Genomic DNA, 14448 nt, shown 5'->3' on the forward strand with positions numbered 1-14448 from the left:
AAGGCACAACGACAAAGAACACCCCCCACCCCCCCCCCCCCCCCCCCCACCCCCCCCCCCCCCCCCCCCCCCCCCCCCCCCCCCCCCCCCCTACAGGAGGACGCGTGCATTTCAGCTCAGGCCGCCTCTCTTTGGTTTTGGATCTGGGCGCCCCGTTAAACCACGATGGCCCGTCGCGGCGGCCCACGGAGCAATGCCGGAGTGAGGGCATGCCGAGCCTAGGCGAGGCACCGAGTGGTGGGGCAAGAGCGCTTGGTTACTTGGCGCTTTTCCAAGTAACCCGCTGTAAGAGCGGAACCGCCAGTGGCCATTACCGAAGAATCGGATATGTACACCTGCCAGCGAACCAAAACCACAGGCTCGAATACCGACACAGCTATTTTCCAGACACCGTCAACTCATCCGCCTTGCTCACCCAGCCACCACCCGTTGCCTTGTACAGATTGATCATGGACGTGAACACCAGGGCGCGGGTACGGGTGTAATTCAGCTCGGCATCGAAAAGGCTGCGTTCGGCATCCAGCACCTCGATGTAGTCGGTGTAGCCATTGTCATACCGCAACCGGGCGAATCGCGCATAAGTGCTCAGCGCCTCGACCTGCCTGCCTTGATAGAGCATCTGGTCGCGGGATTTGCTTGACGCGATCAGGGCATCTTCGACATCCCTGAAGGCCGATTGAATCGCCTGCTGGTAAATCAGCAAGGTTTGTTGTTGGAACGCTTCGGCCTGTTGCACTTGCCCGGCGATGCCGCCAGCCGTGAAGATCGGCATGCTGCCGGCAACGCCATAGGACCAGGTGGCAGCGGGGCCGGTGAACAGATCCGAAAGTTGGTTGCTCACCGATCCCAGCACCCCTGTCAGGGAAATCGTCGGGAAGTATTGAGCCTTGGCGGCGCCGATCAGGGCGTTGGCCGAAATCAGGTTCAACTCGGCTTGACGCAGATCCGGTCGCCGTTCCAGCAAGTCCGAAGGCAGGCCGGCGGGCACCGTTGGCAGCACCAGTTCGCCCAAGTCACGCCCACGAATGATCGGCCCCGGATTGCGACCCAGCAGGACGGCCAGCGCGTTTTCCTGTTGCGCGACCAAGGGTTCGAATTGCGCAACCGCCGCCAGGGTTCGTTCATACTCGGACTGGTTTTGCGCCAATTCCATTTCGGAGATGGTGCCGGCACCGTAGCGCAGTTTGAAGATCTCGTAGGAATCGCCGCGCACCTTGGCGGTGGTGCGGGCAATTTCCAGCTCCCGGTCAAGATCACGCAGCGTCACGTAACTCGATGCCACCGAGGACACCAGACTCAACAGGACGCTGCGGCGACCTTCCTCCGATGCCAGCAGATCGGCCCGGGCCGATTCGTTGAGGCGGCGCAGGCGGCCCCAGATATCCAGCTCCCAGGTCACATTGAGCAAGGCCTGATAGTTGTTGAACACCGGATCGACGGACGAATCCAGGGGGACCGGGCCGTTGTCCCGTGGAGAGCGGCTGCGCCCAGCTTGCGTACTGAGCCCGACCTGGGGAAACAGCAGGGAACGGGTTTCGCCGTAGCGACCCTGGAATTGCTCCACCCGGGCAGCGGCAATCTTGATGTCCTTGTTCTCTTGCAGCGCGATGTGGATCAACTCATTGAGCACCGGGTCCTGGAATTGCTCCCACCACAGCGTGTTGGAAAGGTCCTTGGCTTCCTTGTCGGCATAGCGATAAGCGGCGGGGGTATCGATTTGTGGGGGCTGGTAATCCGGCCCCACCATGCAACCGACCAAGCCCAGGCACAACAGCAGCGGAAGAGGGGACTTACGCATCTCAGTCTCCCTCGTGGCGGTTTTGCGCCGCGCCGTCGGGGATCTGTGCCGAGGGTGTTTGAACAGGCCGTTGGGCTTCATCCTTTTCCCCAAACATCCGCTCGATCAGAAAATAGAACATGGGAATGAAGAAGACGGCGATCACGGTGGCCGCCAGCATCCCGCCGATTACCCCGGTACCGATGGAGTGACGACTGTTCTCGGACGCGCCGACTGCAATCGCCAGCGGCACACAACCGAGGATGAACGCCAGGGAGGTCATCACGATAGGTCGCAAGCGCTCTTTGGCTGCCGTCATCGCTGCATCGTAGGCCGACATGCCGTTTTCCCGGTTCAGAACAGCGAACTCGAAGATCAGAATGGCGTTTTTGGCCGCCAGTGCCACCAGCATCGTCAGGCCGATCTGGAAGTACACGTCATTGCTCAAGCCCCGCAGCAAGACCGCGAGCAAGGCACCGAACAGCGCAAAGGGCACTGCCAGCAGCACGCCGACGGGCAGCGACCATTTCTCGTACTGGGCCGCGAGGATCAGGAACACCATCACCAGGCCGAAGATGAACACCTGTGACGAGGCGCCGCCGCTCTTTTTCTCCTCGAAGGCTTCACCGCTCAGGGCCAGCGCGTAGTCGTTGGTCATGATTTCAGCGCTGATTTCCTCCAGGGCCGCCAGCGCCTGGCCGGAACTGTAGCCGGGTGCAGCGTTGGCCGTGAGCTTGACCGCAGGGAAGTTATTGAAACGGGTCAGCAGGTCCGGTCCGGTGACGTAGCGGGTGGTCAGCACCGCCTTGAGCGGCACCATGCCCAGGTTCCTGCTGCGCACATAGATCTGTTCCAGGTCTTCGGCCTTCAGGCGATAGGACGGTTCAGCCTGCAGGATGACCTGCCACAGGCGACTGAATTTGTTGAATTGCGAGACGTACAGCGAGCCGAACATGGTCTGCATGGCGCTATAGACGTCCTCTACCGGCACGCCCAGGGTCTCGGCCTTTTCCCGGTCCACGTCGACCATCAACTGGCGCGAATGCACATTGAAGGTCGAGGTGATCGCACCGAGTTCCGGGCGCTCCTTGGCCTTGGCCAGCAGGGCGCCGACCATTTCCCCCAGTTGGTCCATGCTCGCATCGCCCTTGCTCTGCACCCAGACCTCCATGCCGCCTGTGGTGCCCAGGCCGGGAATGGAGGGCGGGTTCACCGGTAGAATGACCCCGCCCTGGACCGTGGAAAACGCATGAGCGGCTTTCTGGATGACCGCCGGGGCGCTCTGTTCCTTGATGGTGTCCGAGTCCTTGTAGCGCCCCTCGAAATCCTTGAAGCCGACGAAAAAGGCGCCGGCGTTGTTCTTGTTCTGGCTGTCGAGCAGGCTATAGCCGTTGACGATCGCCACGCCCTCCACGGACGGATCGTTCATGAAGAAATCGCTGGCCACGGCACCGACCTCGCCGGTGCGATCCAGGCTCGCGGCATCGGGCATGATGATGGCCCCCAGCAGGTAGCCCTGGTCCTCCGGCGGTAGGAAGGCACTGGGTATGCGTCCCGCCATCAATACGATCAGCACGATCATCCCGCCAAACAACAGCAATGCCACCACAAAACGCTTGATCAACAAGGCCACCGCGTTGGAGTAGCCCTCGGTCATGCGCTCGAAACTGCGTTCGAACCAGCGGAAAAAGGCGTTTTTATCGCCGTGCTGGGGCTTGAGCAGCAGGGCCGCCAGTGCCGGGGACAAGGTCAGGGCCACCAGGCCGGAGATGACCACGGAAATGGCGATGGTGATCGCAAACTGTTTGTAAAGCTGACCGGTGATGCCGCCCATGAACGCCACAGGGATGAACACCGCGCACAGCACCAGCACGATGGCCACCACGGGCCCGGCCACCTCATCCATGGCTCGCTTTGCCGCGTCCTTGGGGTTCATCTTGTGCACGTGCATGTTGCGTTCGACGTTTTCGATCACCACGATCGCGTCGTCCACCACGATGCCAATGGCCAGCACCATGCCGAACAGCGTCAGCATGTTCACCGAGAAACCCAGTGCCGTCATGCCGATGAAGGTGCCGACGATGGACACCGGCACCGCGATCACTGGAATCAACGTGGCGCGCAGGCTCTGCAGGAACAGGAACACCACGATGACCACCAGCACCAGGGCTTCGAAGAAGGTATGGATCACCTCGGAAATCGACGCGCGGGTAAAGGCGGTCGTGTCCATCACGATCTTGTATTCGATGCCCTCGGGAAAGGTCGCCTTCATGTCGGACAGGGTCTTGGTGACCGCCGCGGAAACGTCGAGGGCGTTGGCGCCGGGTTGTTGGTACACCGCAATCAAGGTCGCCGGTTTGCCTTGATAGGTGCTGCGCAGCGAGTAGTCCTTTTGCCCCAGCTCAGCGCGCCCGACATCCTTGAGGCGCACGATGGCGGCCCCGTCGTTGCTGGCCCGCAGGATGATGTTGTCGAACTCAACAGGCTCGGTCAGACGCCCCTTGGTGGTGACGGCGAACGACTGTTCAACGGCTTGCCCGGTGGGGGATTGTCCGACGCGACCGACCGCAAACTGCTGGTTTTGATTGGCCACGGCCTTCTGCACGTCGGCGGCGGTGATGCCCAGTTGGGCCATGCGATCAGGCTTGAGCCAGATGCGCATGGCGTAGTCGGGCGTGCCGAAGATACTGGCCTGGTTGGCACCGGGAATGCGCTTGATCGCATCCAGAATGTAGAGGTTGGCGTAGTTGGCGACGTAGGTGCTGTCGTAGCGATCACCGGCGGAATACACCGCCAGGACCATCATGAACGCCGAGGACTTCTTCTGCACCTGAATGCCCTGGCTCTGCACGGCGGAGGGCAGTTGCGGCAAGGCCAGGTTGACGCGGTTCTGCACGTCGACCTGGGCCAGGGACGGATCGGTGCCAATTTCGAAGAACACGTTGAGGGTCATGTTGCCCGTCGCGGAACTCGACGAGTTCATGTAGATCATGTTGTCGGCGCCATTGACCTGCTGTTCGATGGGCGCCGCCACGTTATTGGCCACTACCTGCGCGTCGGCGCCCGGGTACGTCGCCGCGACAGTGATTTGCGGCGGCGTGATGTCCGGGTATTGGGCTACCGGCAGTGAAAGCATGGCCACGGCACCGGCCAATGTGATGACGATGGAAATCACCGAAGCGAAAATGGGCCGGTCAATGCAATAGTGGGAAATGCTCATGGCGCTTTCCCTTCCGTTGCTCCGGTTGAACCTGCCTTGACCGTTTCGCCGGCCGGGCTGGCTGCCGGCGTGGCGCCGGCCGCTTGGATGATGTTCAGTGGCCCTCCGGGCGTAACCCTGATGGCGCCATCCACCACGATGCGCTCACCGGCTTTCAGGCCCTTGCTGATGAACCAGTTATCACCTTGCCATTCACCCACGTCGACCACCCGTTGCTCGGGCTTGCCCTCGGCGTTGAGCACCCAGACAAAATGGCTCTTGGCCCCCTCAAGCACGGCTTTTTGCGGGACCAGAATCGCATTCGGCCGGGTAGCCCCCTTGGCCAGCGCCTTTACGAACTGGCCGGGACGCAGCAGCCCTTTGGGGTTGGCCAACTCCGCCCGCACCAGAAAGGTCCCGGTGTCCTGGCTGAATGACGGTGCGAGGAAGTTCACCTTGCCGTGTTCAGGGAACACGGAGCCATCGGCCAAGACTACTTCGACGATAAAATCGCTGCTGGGTGGGAATTTGAGCCGCCCGGCAGTGACCTCGTCCCGGTATTTGAGCGTTTCGTTTTCCGAGAGACTGAAGTTGACGTACATCGGATCCATCTGCGACACCGACGTCAGCAGTCCCGATTCGCCCGGTGTGACGTAACTGCCATCCTGTTTTTTCGCGTAGCTGGAGAGCCCGGTGAGGGGCGAGCTGATGGTGGTGTAGCTGAGATTGAGCTGTGCATTGCGCACCACCCCCTCTGCCGCCAGCACGGCGGCACGGGTTTCACGTTCTTCGCCGACGGCATTATCCAGGTCCATCTTGCTGACCGCGTTCTGCGCTGCCAGTGGACGGACACGGGCCAGCGCCGCCTTCGCCACTTCCCAGCGTGCCTGCTGCTGGGCCAGTTGGCCCTGAGCGGACAAGAGTGCAGCTTCAAAGGGTTTGCGATCCATCTGGAACAACGTTTGTCCGGCTTTCACCAGTTCGCCTTCGGTGTAGAGCCGCTTGTCCAGGAAGCCAGCGACACGGGCGCGGATTTCCACTTCGCGGGAGCTCTGGGTCTGGGCGACGAATTCGAAGGTCACCGGGGTATCACGGGCGGTGACGGTCATGACGGTTACATCAGGCGGTTTACGGGCAGGCGATACAGGCTCTTTGTCACAGCCACCTAGCAGACTCGAAACCCCCAGCACAAAGGCAATTGGCAAGCCTACGAGCCTTCTGACAACGTTTCTGTTCGCACCCATGCCCTTGCTCCGTAAAGTGGCTCGAACAGAAGCGTAGACACGATCTCCCCGCAACGCTAACCAACAGGTGCGGCATCGCAGCGCACTCGTTTGATTGCGTCGTTGGACGAGCCATCGGGGCTGGTCCATTCTTACCCGACATCCACGGCTTTTCTCATTTTGCACCCGTGTTAGGAGCGACACCGATGCTCAACTGGATGCTGGTCTTTGTCCCTATCGCCATTGTCCTGGAACACGTTGCGCAAGAACTCCATCTATTGGTTTTCCTGGCGGCGGCCTTGGCCATCGTGCCGCTGGCTGGGTGGCTCGGTCGGGCAACCGAGCAATTGGCGGAGCGCTCCGGGGAAGGGGTAGGGGGATTGCTCAACGCGACATTCGGCAACGCCACCGAACTGATCATTGCGCTGAGTGCGTTGCGAGCGGGGCTCTACGATGTGGTCAAGGCGTCCATCGTCGGGTCCATCGTCGGCAATATGCTGCTGGTACTGGGCGCCGCCATGTTGGCCGGCGGCCTTCGCCATCACGAACAGCAATACAACATTTCAGGGGCTCGCTCCCAGGCCACCCTGCTGACCCTGGCCGCCATCGCGCTCATCCTGCCGGCCGCCTACAACGCCGTCATAGCTCCCCGCAATCCACAGGGGCTGCAGGCGTTGAGCCTGTACATTTCGCTGGCTCTGCTACTGGTCTACGGTTTGTTCCTGTTGTATTCACTGGTGACCCACAAAAGCCTGTTTTCCGGGCACGCCGCTCTCGAACAAAGCCTGGATCAACCGCGTCCCTGGTCAGTGGGCAAGGCGTTGCTGGTGCTGGGTGCGGCGACGGTGTTGATTGCCTGGGTCAGCGAAATCCTGGTGGGGGCCATCGAGCCGAGCGCACGTCAACTGGGTCTGAGCAACCTGTTCGTCGGTGTTTTTGTCGTGGCGATCCTCGGCAATGCCGCCGAACATGCGTCGGCGATCTCGGCCGCCATGAAAGATCGCATGGATCTTGCGATGTCGATCGCCATCGGCTCCAGCGTCCAGGTGGCCTTGCTGGTGGCTCCGGTTCTGGTGTTGGCCAGCCAGGCGCTCGGGCCCGCGCCCATGGACCTGGCCTTTTCCGGCGGTTTGGTGCTCAGTGTGCTGCTCGCGGTGCTGATTACAGGTCAGGTCGCTGGCGATGGACGATCGGATTGGCTCAAGGGCGTACAACTGCTGGCTGTCTACCTGATTCTGGGGCTTGCCTTCTTTTTTACCCCTGATGCGATCGTCCGATAGCGTCCGGCAGGACAACACCGATTGATCCAACCCAACCCTATTTTTGACGGGATGCATCACCCTCATCGCGGTGCCGATGGGTCAGCTCTTCTTCGTCCTGCTTTCGATAATCGCGGGTCCACACATCGGCCTCGTCCTCGCTTTCGCCCAGCATCAGCAAGGCGCGGCGGGTAATTTCCAGGCTGGAATGAAAGGTTTCGCGTATCGGGCGCGCGCCCGCGGCCATCAACTTCAGGGCCTCCTGCCGGTCGCGGGCCCGCGCGATCACCTTAACCCCTGGGTAGAGCCGGGCGATTGTGCGGACGGTTTCGAGGTTGATCTGCGGGTCGTCGGTCGCGACGATGACCAGTTGCGCCGTTTCGACCTTGGCGGCGTGGAGAATTTCCGGTCGGGTGGGATCACCGTAATAAACGGGTAGAGGCCCTGACGCGCCCTGTTGTTTGAGTGCCTGTATCGAGGTGTCCAGGGCAACCATCGAGATGCCCCGGGCTTGCAGCATGCGCGCGATGACGCGGCCCATTCGCCCCATGCCGGCAATCACCACTTTGGGCTCGTCGCTAATGTCTGGCGGGGTTTGCGGTCCGTTCGATTCAGTGGGCGCTTCGCGCATCAACGGCGACAACGCAATCATCAGCAGGGGAACCATGGCCATCGACAGTGTGATAACGAGTACCAGCAGATCGTGGACCGATTGATCCAGCAAACGATGGCCCAGGGCCAGTTTGAACACCACGAAGGCAAATTCACCGCCGGAGGCCAGGACTACGCCAAGACGCAGCGCGTCAGCCCGATTCAATCCGCCCGTGAGCCGCCCCAGACCGTACAAAAGTGGCAATTTGAGTACCACCAGCAATACCGTTAGCCCCAAGACCAGCCAAGGCGCGCCAAACAGCAAACGCAAGTCCGCGGTCATGCCCACGCCAACGAAAAACAGCCCGAGCAGCAGTCCCTTGAACGGTTCGATTTGCGACTCCAGCTCGTGGCGAAACGGCGATTCCGCCATCAGCAACCCGGCAAGGAAGGCGCCCAAGGCCATGGAGACGCCGGCATGTTCCATCACCCAGGCCGTCCCCAGCACGCACAGCAAGGCAACCGCCGTGGACAGCTCGCGCAGGCCCGGGGACACTGCCCAGCCGAACACCGGTCGCAACAGAAAACGCCCACCGACAATGATCGCGCCAATGCCGCCCAGGACCGTCAGCAGTTGACGCAACTCACCGCCTTGCGCCTGGTCGGCATCGACACTGCCCAGCAACGGGATCACGGCGATCAGGGGAATGGCAGCGATATCCTGAAACAGCAGAATGGCCACCGCCATGCGACCGTGGGGCCGGCCCAGTTCCTTGCGTTCGGCCAGGATTTGCAGGCCGAAGGCGGTGGACGACAGGGCCAGGGCCAATCCGAGCACGATGGATGCCTGGAGCGCCTGGGCAAACGCGAAGTACGCAATCGCCGCGAAAATCGCCCCGGTGAGCACCACCTGGAGCAGCCCTACGCCGAACAACAAGCGCTTCATCATCCATAACTTGCGCGGCGAAAGCTCAAGTCCGATAACGAACAGCAGCAACACCACACCCATTTCCGAAAGCCGGCTGACATTCTCGGAGTTGCCGATCAAGCCCAGCACCGAAGGACCGATGAGCACCCCGACCAGCAGGTAGCCGGGAACGGCGCCCAGGTTCACGCGCTGGGCGAGCGGTACCAGCAGCACCACCGCCAGCAGGAAGACAACCGTTGCCTGGAGCAGGCTTCCATCGTTTGGCATCTGTGCTCCTCCGTGCTGTCTGCCGCCTCGGACCGAGACGCGAGCGGAGTATAGTCATTGCGGCAGCAATCGGTTGCTCCCCGACGCTGTGCAATGCACCCGTGCAACTACACTGTGCTGATGTGGCACTTCGGACCCGCCAATCATGAGCGTGAAGTCATTGACCAGGATCGACCTGCGACGCTTGATCCTGTTGTTTACGTTGCTGACTGCGCTGATCACGCTGGTGAGTAGCCTTTATGTCGTATATCAGGACCAGAGACAGGAGTTGATCGACTCGGCCCTGCAGACCAATCGTGCCTATGCGACGAAAGTGGCGTCCAGCATCGACGAACTTCTCAGGAACGGCCATGAGCACCTGGCCTACAGTGCCGATCTGCTGGCCGGTCAATTTCACAACGCAGCGTTATTGAAGAGCGAGGCGGATCGCCTGCAACGGCAGGATTCGAGCTTCAACTCGGTGGCGATATTCGATGCCACCGGGAAAGTCCTGGAGGCTTCACCCCAAGGCCTGCATATCAAGGGGCGAACCTTCCGCACCGAAGGCATCGTTCAGGCACTGCATGGGCGTCGACCGATGACCAGCTCGGCGTTCGTCTCCGAGATCGGCAATCTGGTGATCTTCGTATCCCAGCCCATTCTCGATTTGAACGGGCAGTACCTGGGGGCGGTGGGCGGCTCGGTTTACCTGCAAAAGCAAAGCATCCTGCATACCCTGATCAGCAATCATTTCAACAATGTCGATGTTCAGGTGTACGTGGTGGACAGCAACCGTCGGTTGCTCTATCACTCCAATCAGGACCGCATTGGCCAGGTGCTGGGGCGCGACACGGCGATAGACGCGGTTTTGGGCGGCGGCGGGGGAGCCATGGAAAGCGTCGACGACAAGGGTAATGCGATGCTATCGGGTTATGCCTGGGTGCCCGACAGTCGCTGGGGGGTTATCTGCGCGAAATCGCTTGAGGCAACTCTTGAACCACTCGACGCCCTGATCGGAAAAACCGTCATCCTGATCCTTCCCGTGTGCCTGCTCGGTTTCGTGATCATCGGGTGGGCGACAAAGTGGGTGACCCGGCCGTTGCGGCAATTGGCGAACGTGGCGAGGCAAATGGATGCCACCGATAGCCCCGTGCGAATCAAATCGGTGCGTGCCTGGTACATCGAAGCTGCGCATCTGCGTCGTGCGCTATCGACAGGTGTGGCGCTGGTCCAGGAAAAACTCGGCCACCTCAACCGTCAAGTGCAAAGCGACCCGTTGACCGGCCTGGCGAATCGCCGGGCAATGGATGCGGCGTTGCTCGTGCTGGAGCGGTCGCGTACGCCGTTCTGCGTGATGGCGCTGGACATCGATCATTTCAAAACGGTCAACGACACCTTTGGTCATGACTCCGGTGACGTCGCGCTAGAAGTGGTGGCTGATGTACTCAAGCAGTGCTCGCGAGACGGTGATCTGACCTGTCGTACCGGAGGGGAGGAGTTTACGGTGCTGTTACCGAATACAACCATAGCCAACGCAATCGACGTCGCCGAGCGCTTGCGTGCCAGGGTGGAAATCACCAGGATCGAAAAGGTCGGGAGTGTCACCGTTTCCATTGGCATGGCCCAGTGGGTACCCGAGGGGCCGCCTGTATCAGATGTACTGAAGCAGGCGGACGAGTGTCTTTACGAGGCCAAGAAAAGCGGACGGAACCGGGTGGAGGCTTAAGGGTTTGAGCGCCGTTGTTAGAGGTCCGCTCTGGCAGATCAATTAATTGGCCGATAGCCGTTTTTCAAAGGCAAGCAACCATTCGCTCACCATGGTGGAGTAGGGGGCATTCGGCTGTGCCATTACGCCGATTTCGTCGACTGTCCGATCCCTCAATTCGCAAATTCTGGATGGCAACACTTTCAACCGCTCGGGCCAGTTAAAATCTGCAGTGTTCAGCATGTCTTGGAGTTCATCAGCAATGGCGGTTAATTCAATGATCGTGTCCGCCATGAATTCCAGCTGCCGCAGGATCCGGGTTCTGTCCTGGACAAGGCCAAGACGGTTAAGTCCATACGTCCGAATCGAGCACTCGCCACGTCGCAACCCGTCAGGAGTGTCTTTGGGCACAACGAGCGCCGGAAACAATTGCTGCTCCACATTGAACCGCAGAAACTGTGATGGGTCGTCGTCACATGGGTTCAACAGCAGAGGCTGCTCTGCCGTAAAGTCGCAGTTCTCAGGTGCAAGGTAAGTGCCGGCTACCGGAAAACTGTCCTTTTTGCCCGAAGTCACTGTGAGCAGTGTTTCGTTGGTGGTGCTTTCCCACAGTTGCTCAAGGGTCGTGCTATCGCCCACCCGTTTCTGTCGGCGTTTTCGATTGCAATCGATGCAGCTTGGCAGCAGGTTTTCCCACTTCATGGCCAGCCACCAGTAACCTGGATGCTTAGGATCCTCAGCCACCGCGCCTTTGGGGCGATAGTGCTCGACATCTACAGGCCCGTTTGCGGAGTAAAACGTCTCGCAGTAAGCGCATTTTCCATGGAAAAGCTGATGCAGTTTCTGTTTCACCTCATCGTGTTTGTAGAGGCTGAATGCAAAGCTGCCCGGCTTCTGTTGGGCCCAATGGGCACGAACCTCGTCGAGTTCCCTTATTCCGCCATCCAGTGACTCAAGAATGTCAGGGCGACTCACGGTCGAGCGGTCGACTTTGCGCATGGTTGATACCTCGCAATAAACTCATGATTCTGGCTTTCGACTCGTTTCTCATGCGTTGAAGCGTTTCATCCGACGCAGTCCTTCGTTCCTTGAGGAACTCGGCCACTACCTCTTGTACAAGGCGCTGTCCTTCTGACGTTCCAATCGGCAGAACGGAGGCGATGCTGCTCTCGAAGGTACGCAACAACTGGATTTTTTCTGGATCGGTGATGGGCTCCAGGCGTTGAGCCGCCAGAAGAGCAGCGATGCCGGCGAACTGTCGGTCGATTTCCGGTGCGTCCGCTGAAAAAAGCTGAAAAAAGTCAGACGTCAGTAGTTGTTCGATTGTCAGGTTCGAGGTGGCCGGCAGGTGCTCCAGACGCTCGACTTTCATCGGCAGCATGGGTGCTCTTTTCGATTTTCTTGCCGTTTGGGGTGGTTGTTTTGATGCCGCGCGTTGCAATACCAGTACTTCATTGTCGGCCATGGCGCGCAGGCAAAGAGGGTCATGGGTTGTTGCAATGAACGTGACATTCGGCAAGGCATTTCTGAGGCCGCGCATGATGTTCATTTTCCAGCGGGGATGGAGGTGGGCCTCGACCTCATCGATCAGCACCACCGCTCGTGCAGTACTCAGGCTCTCGAAGTCCTGATTGACTCTGGGGTCCATTAAACCCTGGAAAATGTCACAGATCGTAGCAAGCACAGTCCTGAATCCGGACGATGCAACATCCAAAGGGGTTTTGCCCCACTTTTCCTCGATGTCACTGCTCATGATCGAGGTGACGATATGGCATTTGGTTCTTTCGGGATTGCGCCAGATCACATCAAAATCGCCCTCGATACTCAATACATCCCTTAGCGCCCGCACGACCATCGAGAAGGTTGGCGGGTTGAGACTCAGTAGCCATTTTTCCGGGTTGGAAAGCACCACATCGGAACGCAGCAAATTCTTCACGTATTTAGCCGGACTATAACTTCGTTGTTTTGTCAGGTATTGCCGGAAGGCGCCATACGCAAAGACACCAGGCATTTCGAAACCTTTGGTGTGCCGGCTATCGACAAAGCCTTTCTGGCCAATGCTGAGGACATGGGAGCTGCCGTCGTCGAACTTCAGCGACACGGTCGCGGACTCCCGTCGGTCCTGCTCGCTGCCGCCCATGAATTCAGGCCTGAGAATGAAGCTTTTAGGATCCAGCGCTAGTTCGGTTCGCGCAGCATCGTGTGACATCGCGAGCGCGATGGCTTCAAGGATCGAACTTTTTCCTGCCGCATTTTCACCCAGTATCAGCAGGGAAGGCGTGGCGATTTGCGAGGGGTTATCAAGTTGTGCCTGCCCTTGATCGGCGGGCGGGAGTTGAAAACTAAGGTCTTCAAGTGCCTTGAAGTTTTTTATTTCAACACTGATCAATCGTGCTCGACCTTGTCGAGGTTTAGGTACGGCAATCTTCACCTTCAGCCCGACCTTATCGTCTCGAATAAGTGTGGCTCTGGCTTGTTCCAGTTTCTCGACTGCGCCCTCTGACTCCCAAAGGCGATGATAGAACCTGCGAATACGTGCTTTTGATAAGACAAGGTGGGAACTACCATGTGAGCCTATTTCCAGCGCAAGTCGCCGCAATAGTAAATACCAGGTGCCGCCAAACTCCAGCCTTTCAAATTCAAACAAGGGGATCACCTGCCTCCATGTTTTCGCTGTCTTTTCACCCGGCCCACAATTGCGGATTAGTTCGTCCAGGCGTTTTTCATAGATCAGCCGGCGCTGCTTCACGCGTTTTTCCGCGTTAAGGTTGTAATTCTCAATCGTGATGGAACCGCTTTCCGTGAGTCCCTCCATTCGTCCATCTAGCTGAACATGCAGTAACGGAGCGAAATCTTTCAGCGCGCAGGGATCAAGCAATAGAGGCTTTTCGGAAGGCGGATACTTCAGCCAAAGACCATTACCCTGTTTCACGAACTGGTCGATGTCCGCCTCATCCGGAATTCTTGCCCTCCGCCCCTTGACCGGAAAGAAAAAGGGCTCCTTTGGCACGCAGCTCACGCAAATGGGGTAAATGTTGTCCCAAGCGTCCGCGAGCCAGGTGTAATAAAGGTGCGCGTTTTCACCCGATGTCGGTGGGGTTGCCTCCGCTGCAGGCCGAAAGCGGTAGGGTTGAACCTTGGTGGATGCTTCACAAAATGCACATTTGCCATGAAACAAATGGTTCAGAGCCCGGTGCGTGCTCGGTTCATCTAGCGATAGCAGTTTGCGGGAGACTCGGGTTTGCGAGATTTGTTCTGACGATTTACTGAAGTACTCCCTGAGCAGACGCCGATACTGAGAGGCTTCTTTGCTGGTAAATACGCTCGGTGGCGGCACCTTGCTTCTATCGAACGTCAGCATTTTTTCGTTCCTTTAAAATGTTGAGCAGTCGGATGGTTTTGTAGCATCAAATCAGAAGATGACAAGTATTAGAGTGTAGTTGCCGTTCCGAAAAGTTAAGGAAAAATAACCGGGAAAATTAAACTGGCTATGATGATTGGAAGGAAGTTAGAAAAGAAC

At 58.9% G+C, this 14448-nt stretch carries 8 protein-coding genes; 2 read left to right on the plus strand and 6 right to left on the minus strand.

Annotated elements, in window-relative coordinates; translation table 11 throughout:
- Window positions 1–376 precede the first annotated feature (376 nt).
- Genes ACSFE6_RS11905 through ACSFE6_RS11915 form a run of 3 tightly spaced genes read right to left on the minus strand, consistent with a single transcriptional unit; the run spans window position 377 to window position 6085 of the window.
- Complete coding sequence (locus ACSFE6_RS11905; protein ID WP_435427786.1) at window positions 377–1798, minus strand: efflux transporter outer membrane subunit; 1422 nt, start codon at window positions 1796–1798, stop codon at window positions 377–379.
- Between the two features lies 1 nt (window position 1799).
- A complete protein-coding gene (locus tag ACSFE6_RS11910) occupies window positions 1800–4997 on the minus strand; it encodes an efflux RND transporter permease subunit (protein ID WP_435427787.1) in 3198 nt (1065 codons plus the stop codon).
- A complete protein-coding gene (locus ACSFE6_RS11915) occupies window positions 4994–6085 on the minus strand; it encodes an efflux RND transporter periplasmic adaptor subunit (RefSeq protein ID WP_435427788.1) in 1092 nt (363 codons plus the stop codon). Before ACSFE6_RS11915 ends, ACSFE6_RS11910 begins: the two co-directional genes overlap by 4 nt.
- Before the next feature lie 320 nt (window positions 6086–6405).
- Here ACSFE6_RS11915 and cax point away from each other — a divergent pair, with 320 nt between their 5' ends.
- Window positions 6406–7479 carry a calcium/proton exchanger gene (gene cax / locus ACSFE6_RS11920; protein WP_435427789.1) on the plus strand — a complete coding sequence of 358 codons (1074 nt, stop codon included), beginning with the start codon at window positions 6406–6408 and terminating at the stop codon, window positions 7477–7479.
- A 37-nt stretch (window positions 7480–7516) separates the two neighbouring features.
- On the opposite strand, the gene ACSFE6_RS11925 is transcribed toward cax, so the two are convergent.
- Window positions 7517–9244: a monovalent cation:proton antiporter-2 (CPA2) family protein gene (locus tag ACSFE6_RS11925; protein ID WP_435427790.1), complete on the minus strand. Its 1728-nt coding sequence runs from the start codon at window positions 9242–9244 to the stop codon at window positions 7517–7519.
- A gap of 145 nt (window positions 9245–9389) precedes the next feature.
- Between ACSFE6_RS11925 and ACSFE6_RS11930 the strand changes: the two genes are divergently transcribed.
- Window positions 9390–10949, plus strand: coding sequence for a diguanylate cyclase (locus tag ACSFE6_RS11930; protein WP_435427791.1), 1560 nt, complete (start codon window positions 9390–9392; stop codon window positions 10947–10949).
- 42 nt (window positions 10950–10991) lie between these two features.
- On the opposite strand, the gene ACSFE6_RS11935 is transcribed toward ACSFE6_RS11930, so the two are convergent.
- Together ACSFE6_RS11935 and ACSFE6_RS11940 are read right to left on the minus strand one after the other, a co-directional pair.
- Window positions 10992–11927 carry an HNH endonuclease gene (locus tag ACSFE6_RS11935; protein WP_435427792.1) on the minus strand — a complete coding sequence of 312 codons (936 nt, stop codon included), beginning with the start codon at window positions 11925–11927 and terminating at the stop codon, window positions 10992–10994.
- Window positions 11890–14289 carry an AAA family ATPase gene (locus tag ACSFE6_RS11940; RefSeq protein ID WP_435427793.1) on the minus strand — a complete coding sequence of 800 codons (2400 nt, stop codon included), beginning with the start codon at window positions 14287–14289 and terminating at the stop codon, window positions 11890–11892. Before ACSFE6_RS11940 ends, ACSFE6_RS11935 begins: the two co-directional genes overlap by 38 nt.
- Window positions 14290–14448 lie beyond the last annotated feature (159 nt).

Source organism: Pseudomonas baetica (assembly GCF_051216495.1).
Taxonomy (GTDB): domain Bacteria; phylum Pseudomonadota; class Gammaproteobacteria; order Pseudomonadales; family Pseudomonadaceae; genus Aquipseudomonas; species Aquipseudomonas baetica_B.

What these genes read in the sequence shown, in the direction of transcription:
- ACSFE6_RS11935 (WP_435427792.1), bottom strand. Translation starts at nt 11,927, where the DNA reads ATGCGCAAAGTCGACCGCTCGACCGTGAGTCGCCCTGACATTCTTGAG.
- ACSFE6_RS11940 (WP_435427793.1), bottom strand. Translation starts at nt 14,289, where the DNA reads ATGCTGACGTTCGATAGAAGCAAGGTGCCGCCACCGAGCGTATTTACC.
- ACSFE6_RS11925 (WP_435427790.1), bottom strand. Translation starts at nt 9,244, where the DNA reads ATGCCAAACGATGGAAGCCTGCTCCAGGCAACGGTTGTCTTCCTGCTG.
- ACSFE6_RS11915 (WP_435427788.1), bottom strand. Translation starts at nt 6,085, where the DNA reads ATGACCGTCACCGCCCGTGATACCCCGGTGACCTTCGAATTCGTCGCC.
- ACSFE6_RS11905 (WP_435427786.1), bottom strand. Translation starts at nt 1,798, where the DNA reads ATGCGTAAGTCCCCTCTTCCGCTGCTGTTGTGCCTGGGCTTGGTCGGT.
- cax (WP_435427789.1), top strand. Translation starts at nt 6,406, where the DNA reads ATGCTCAACTGGATGCTGGTCTTTGTCCCTATCGCCATTGTCCTGGAA.
- ACSFE6_RS11930 (WP_435427791.1), top strand. Translation starts at nt 9,390, where the DNA reads ATGAGCGTGAAGTCATTGACCAGGATCGACCTGCGACGCTTGATCCTG.
- ACSFE6_RS11910 (WP_435427787.1), bottom strand. Translation starts at nt 4,997, where the DNA reads ATGAGCATTTCCCACTATTGCATTGACCGGCCCATTTTCGCTTCGGTG.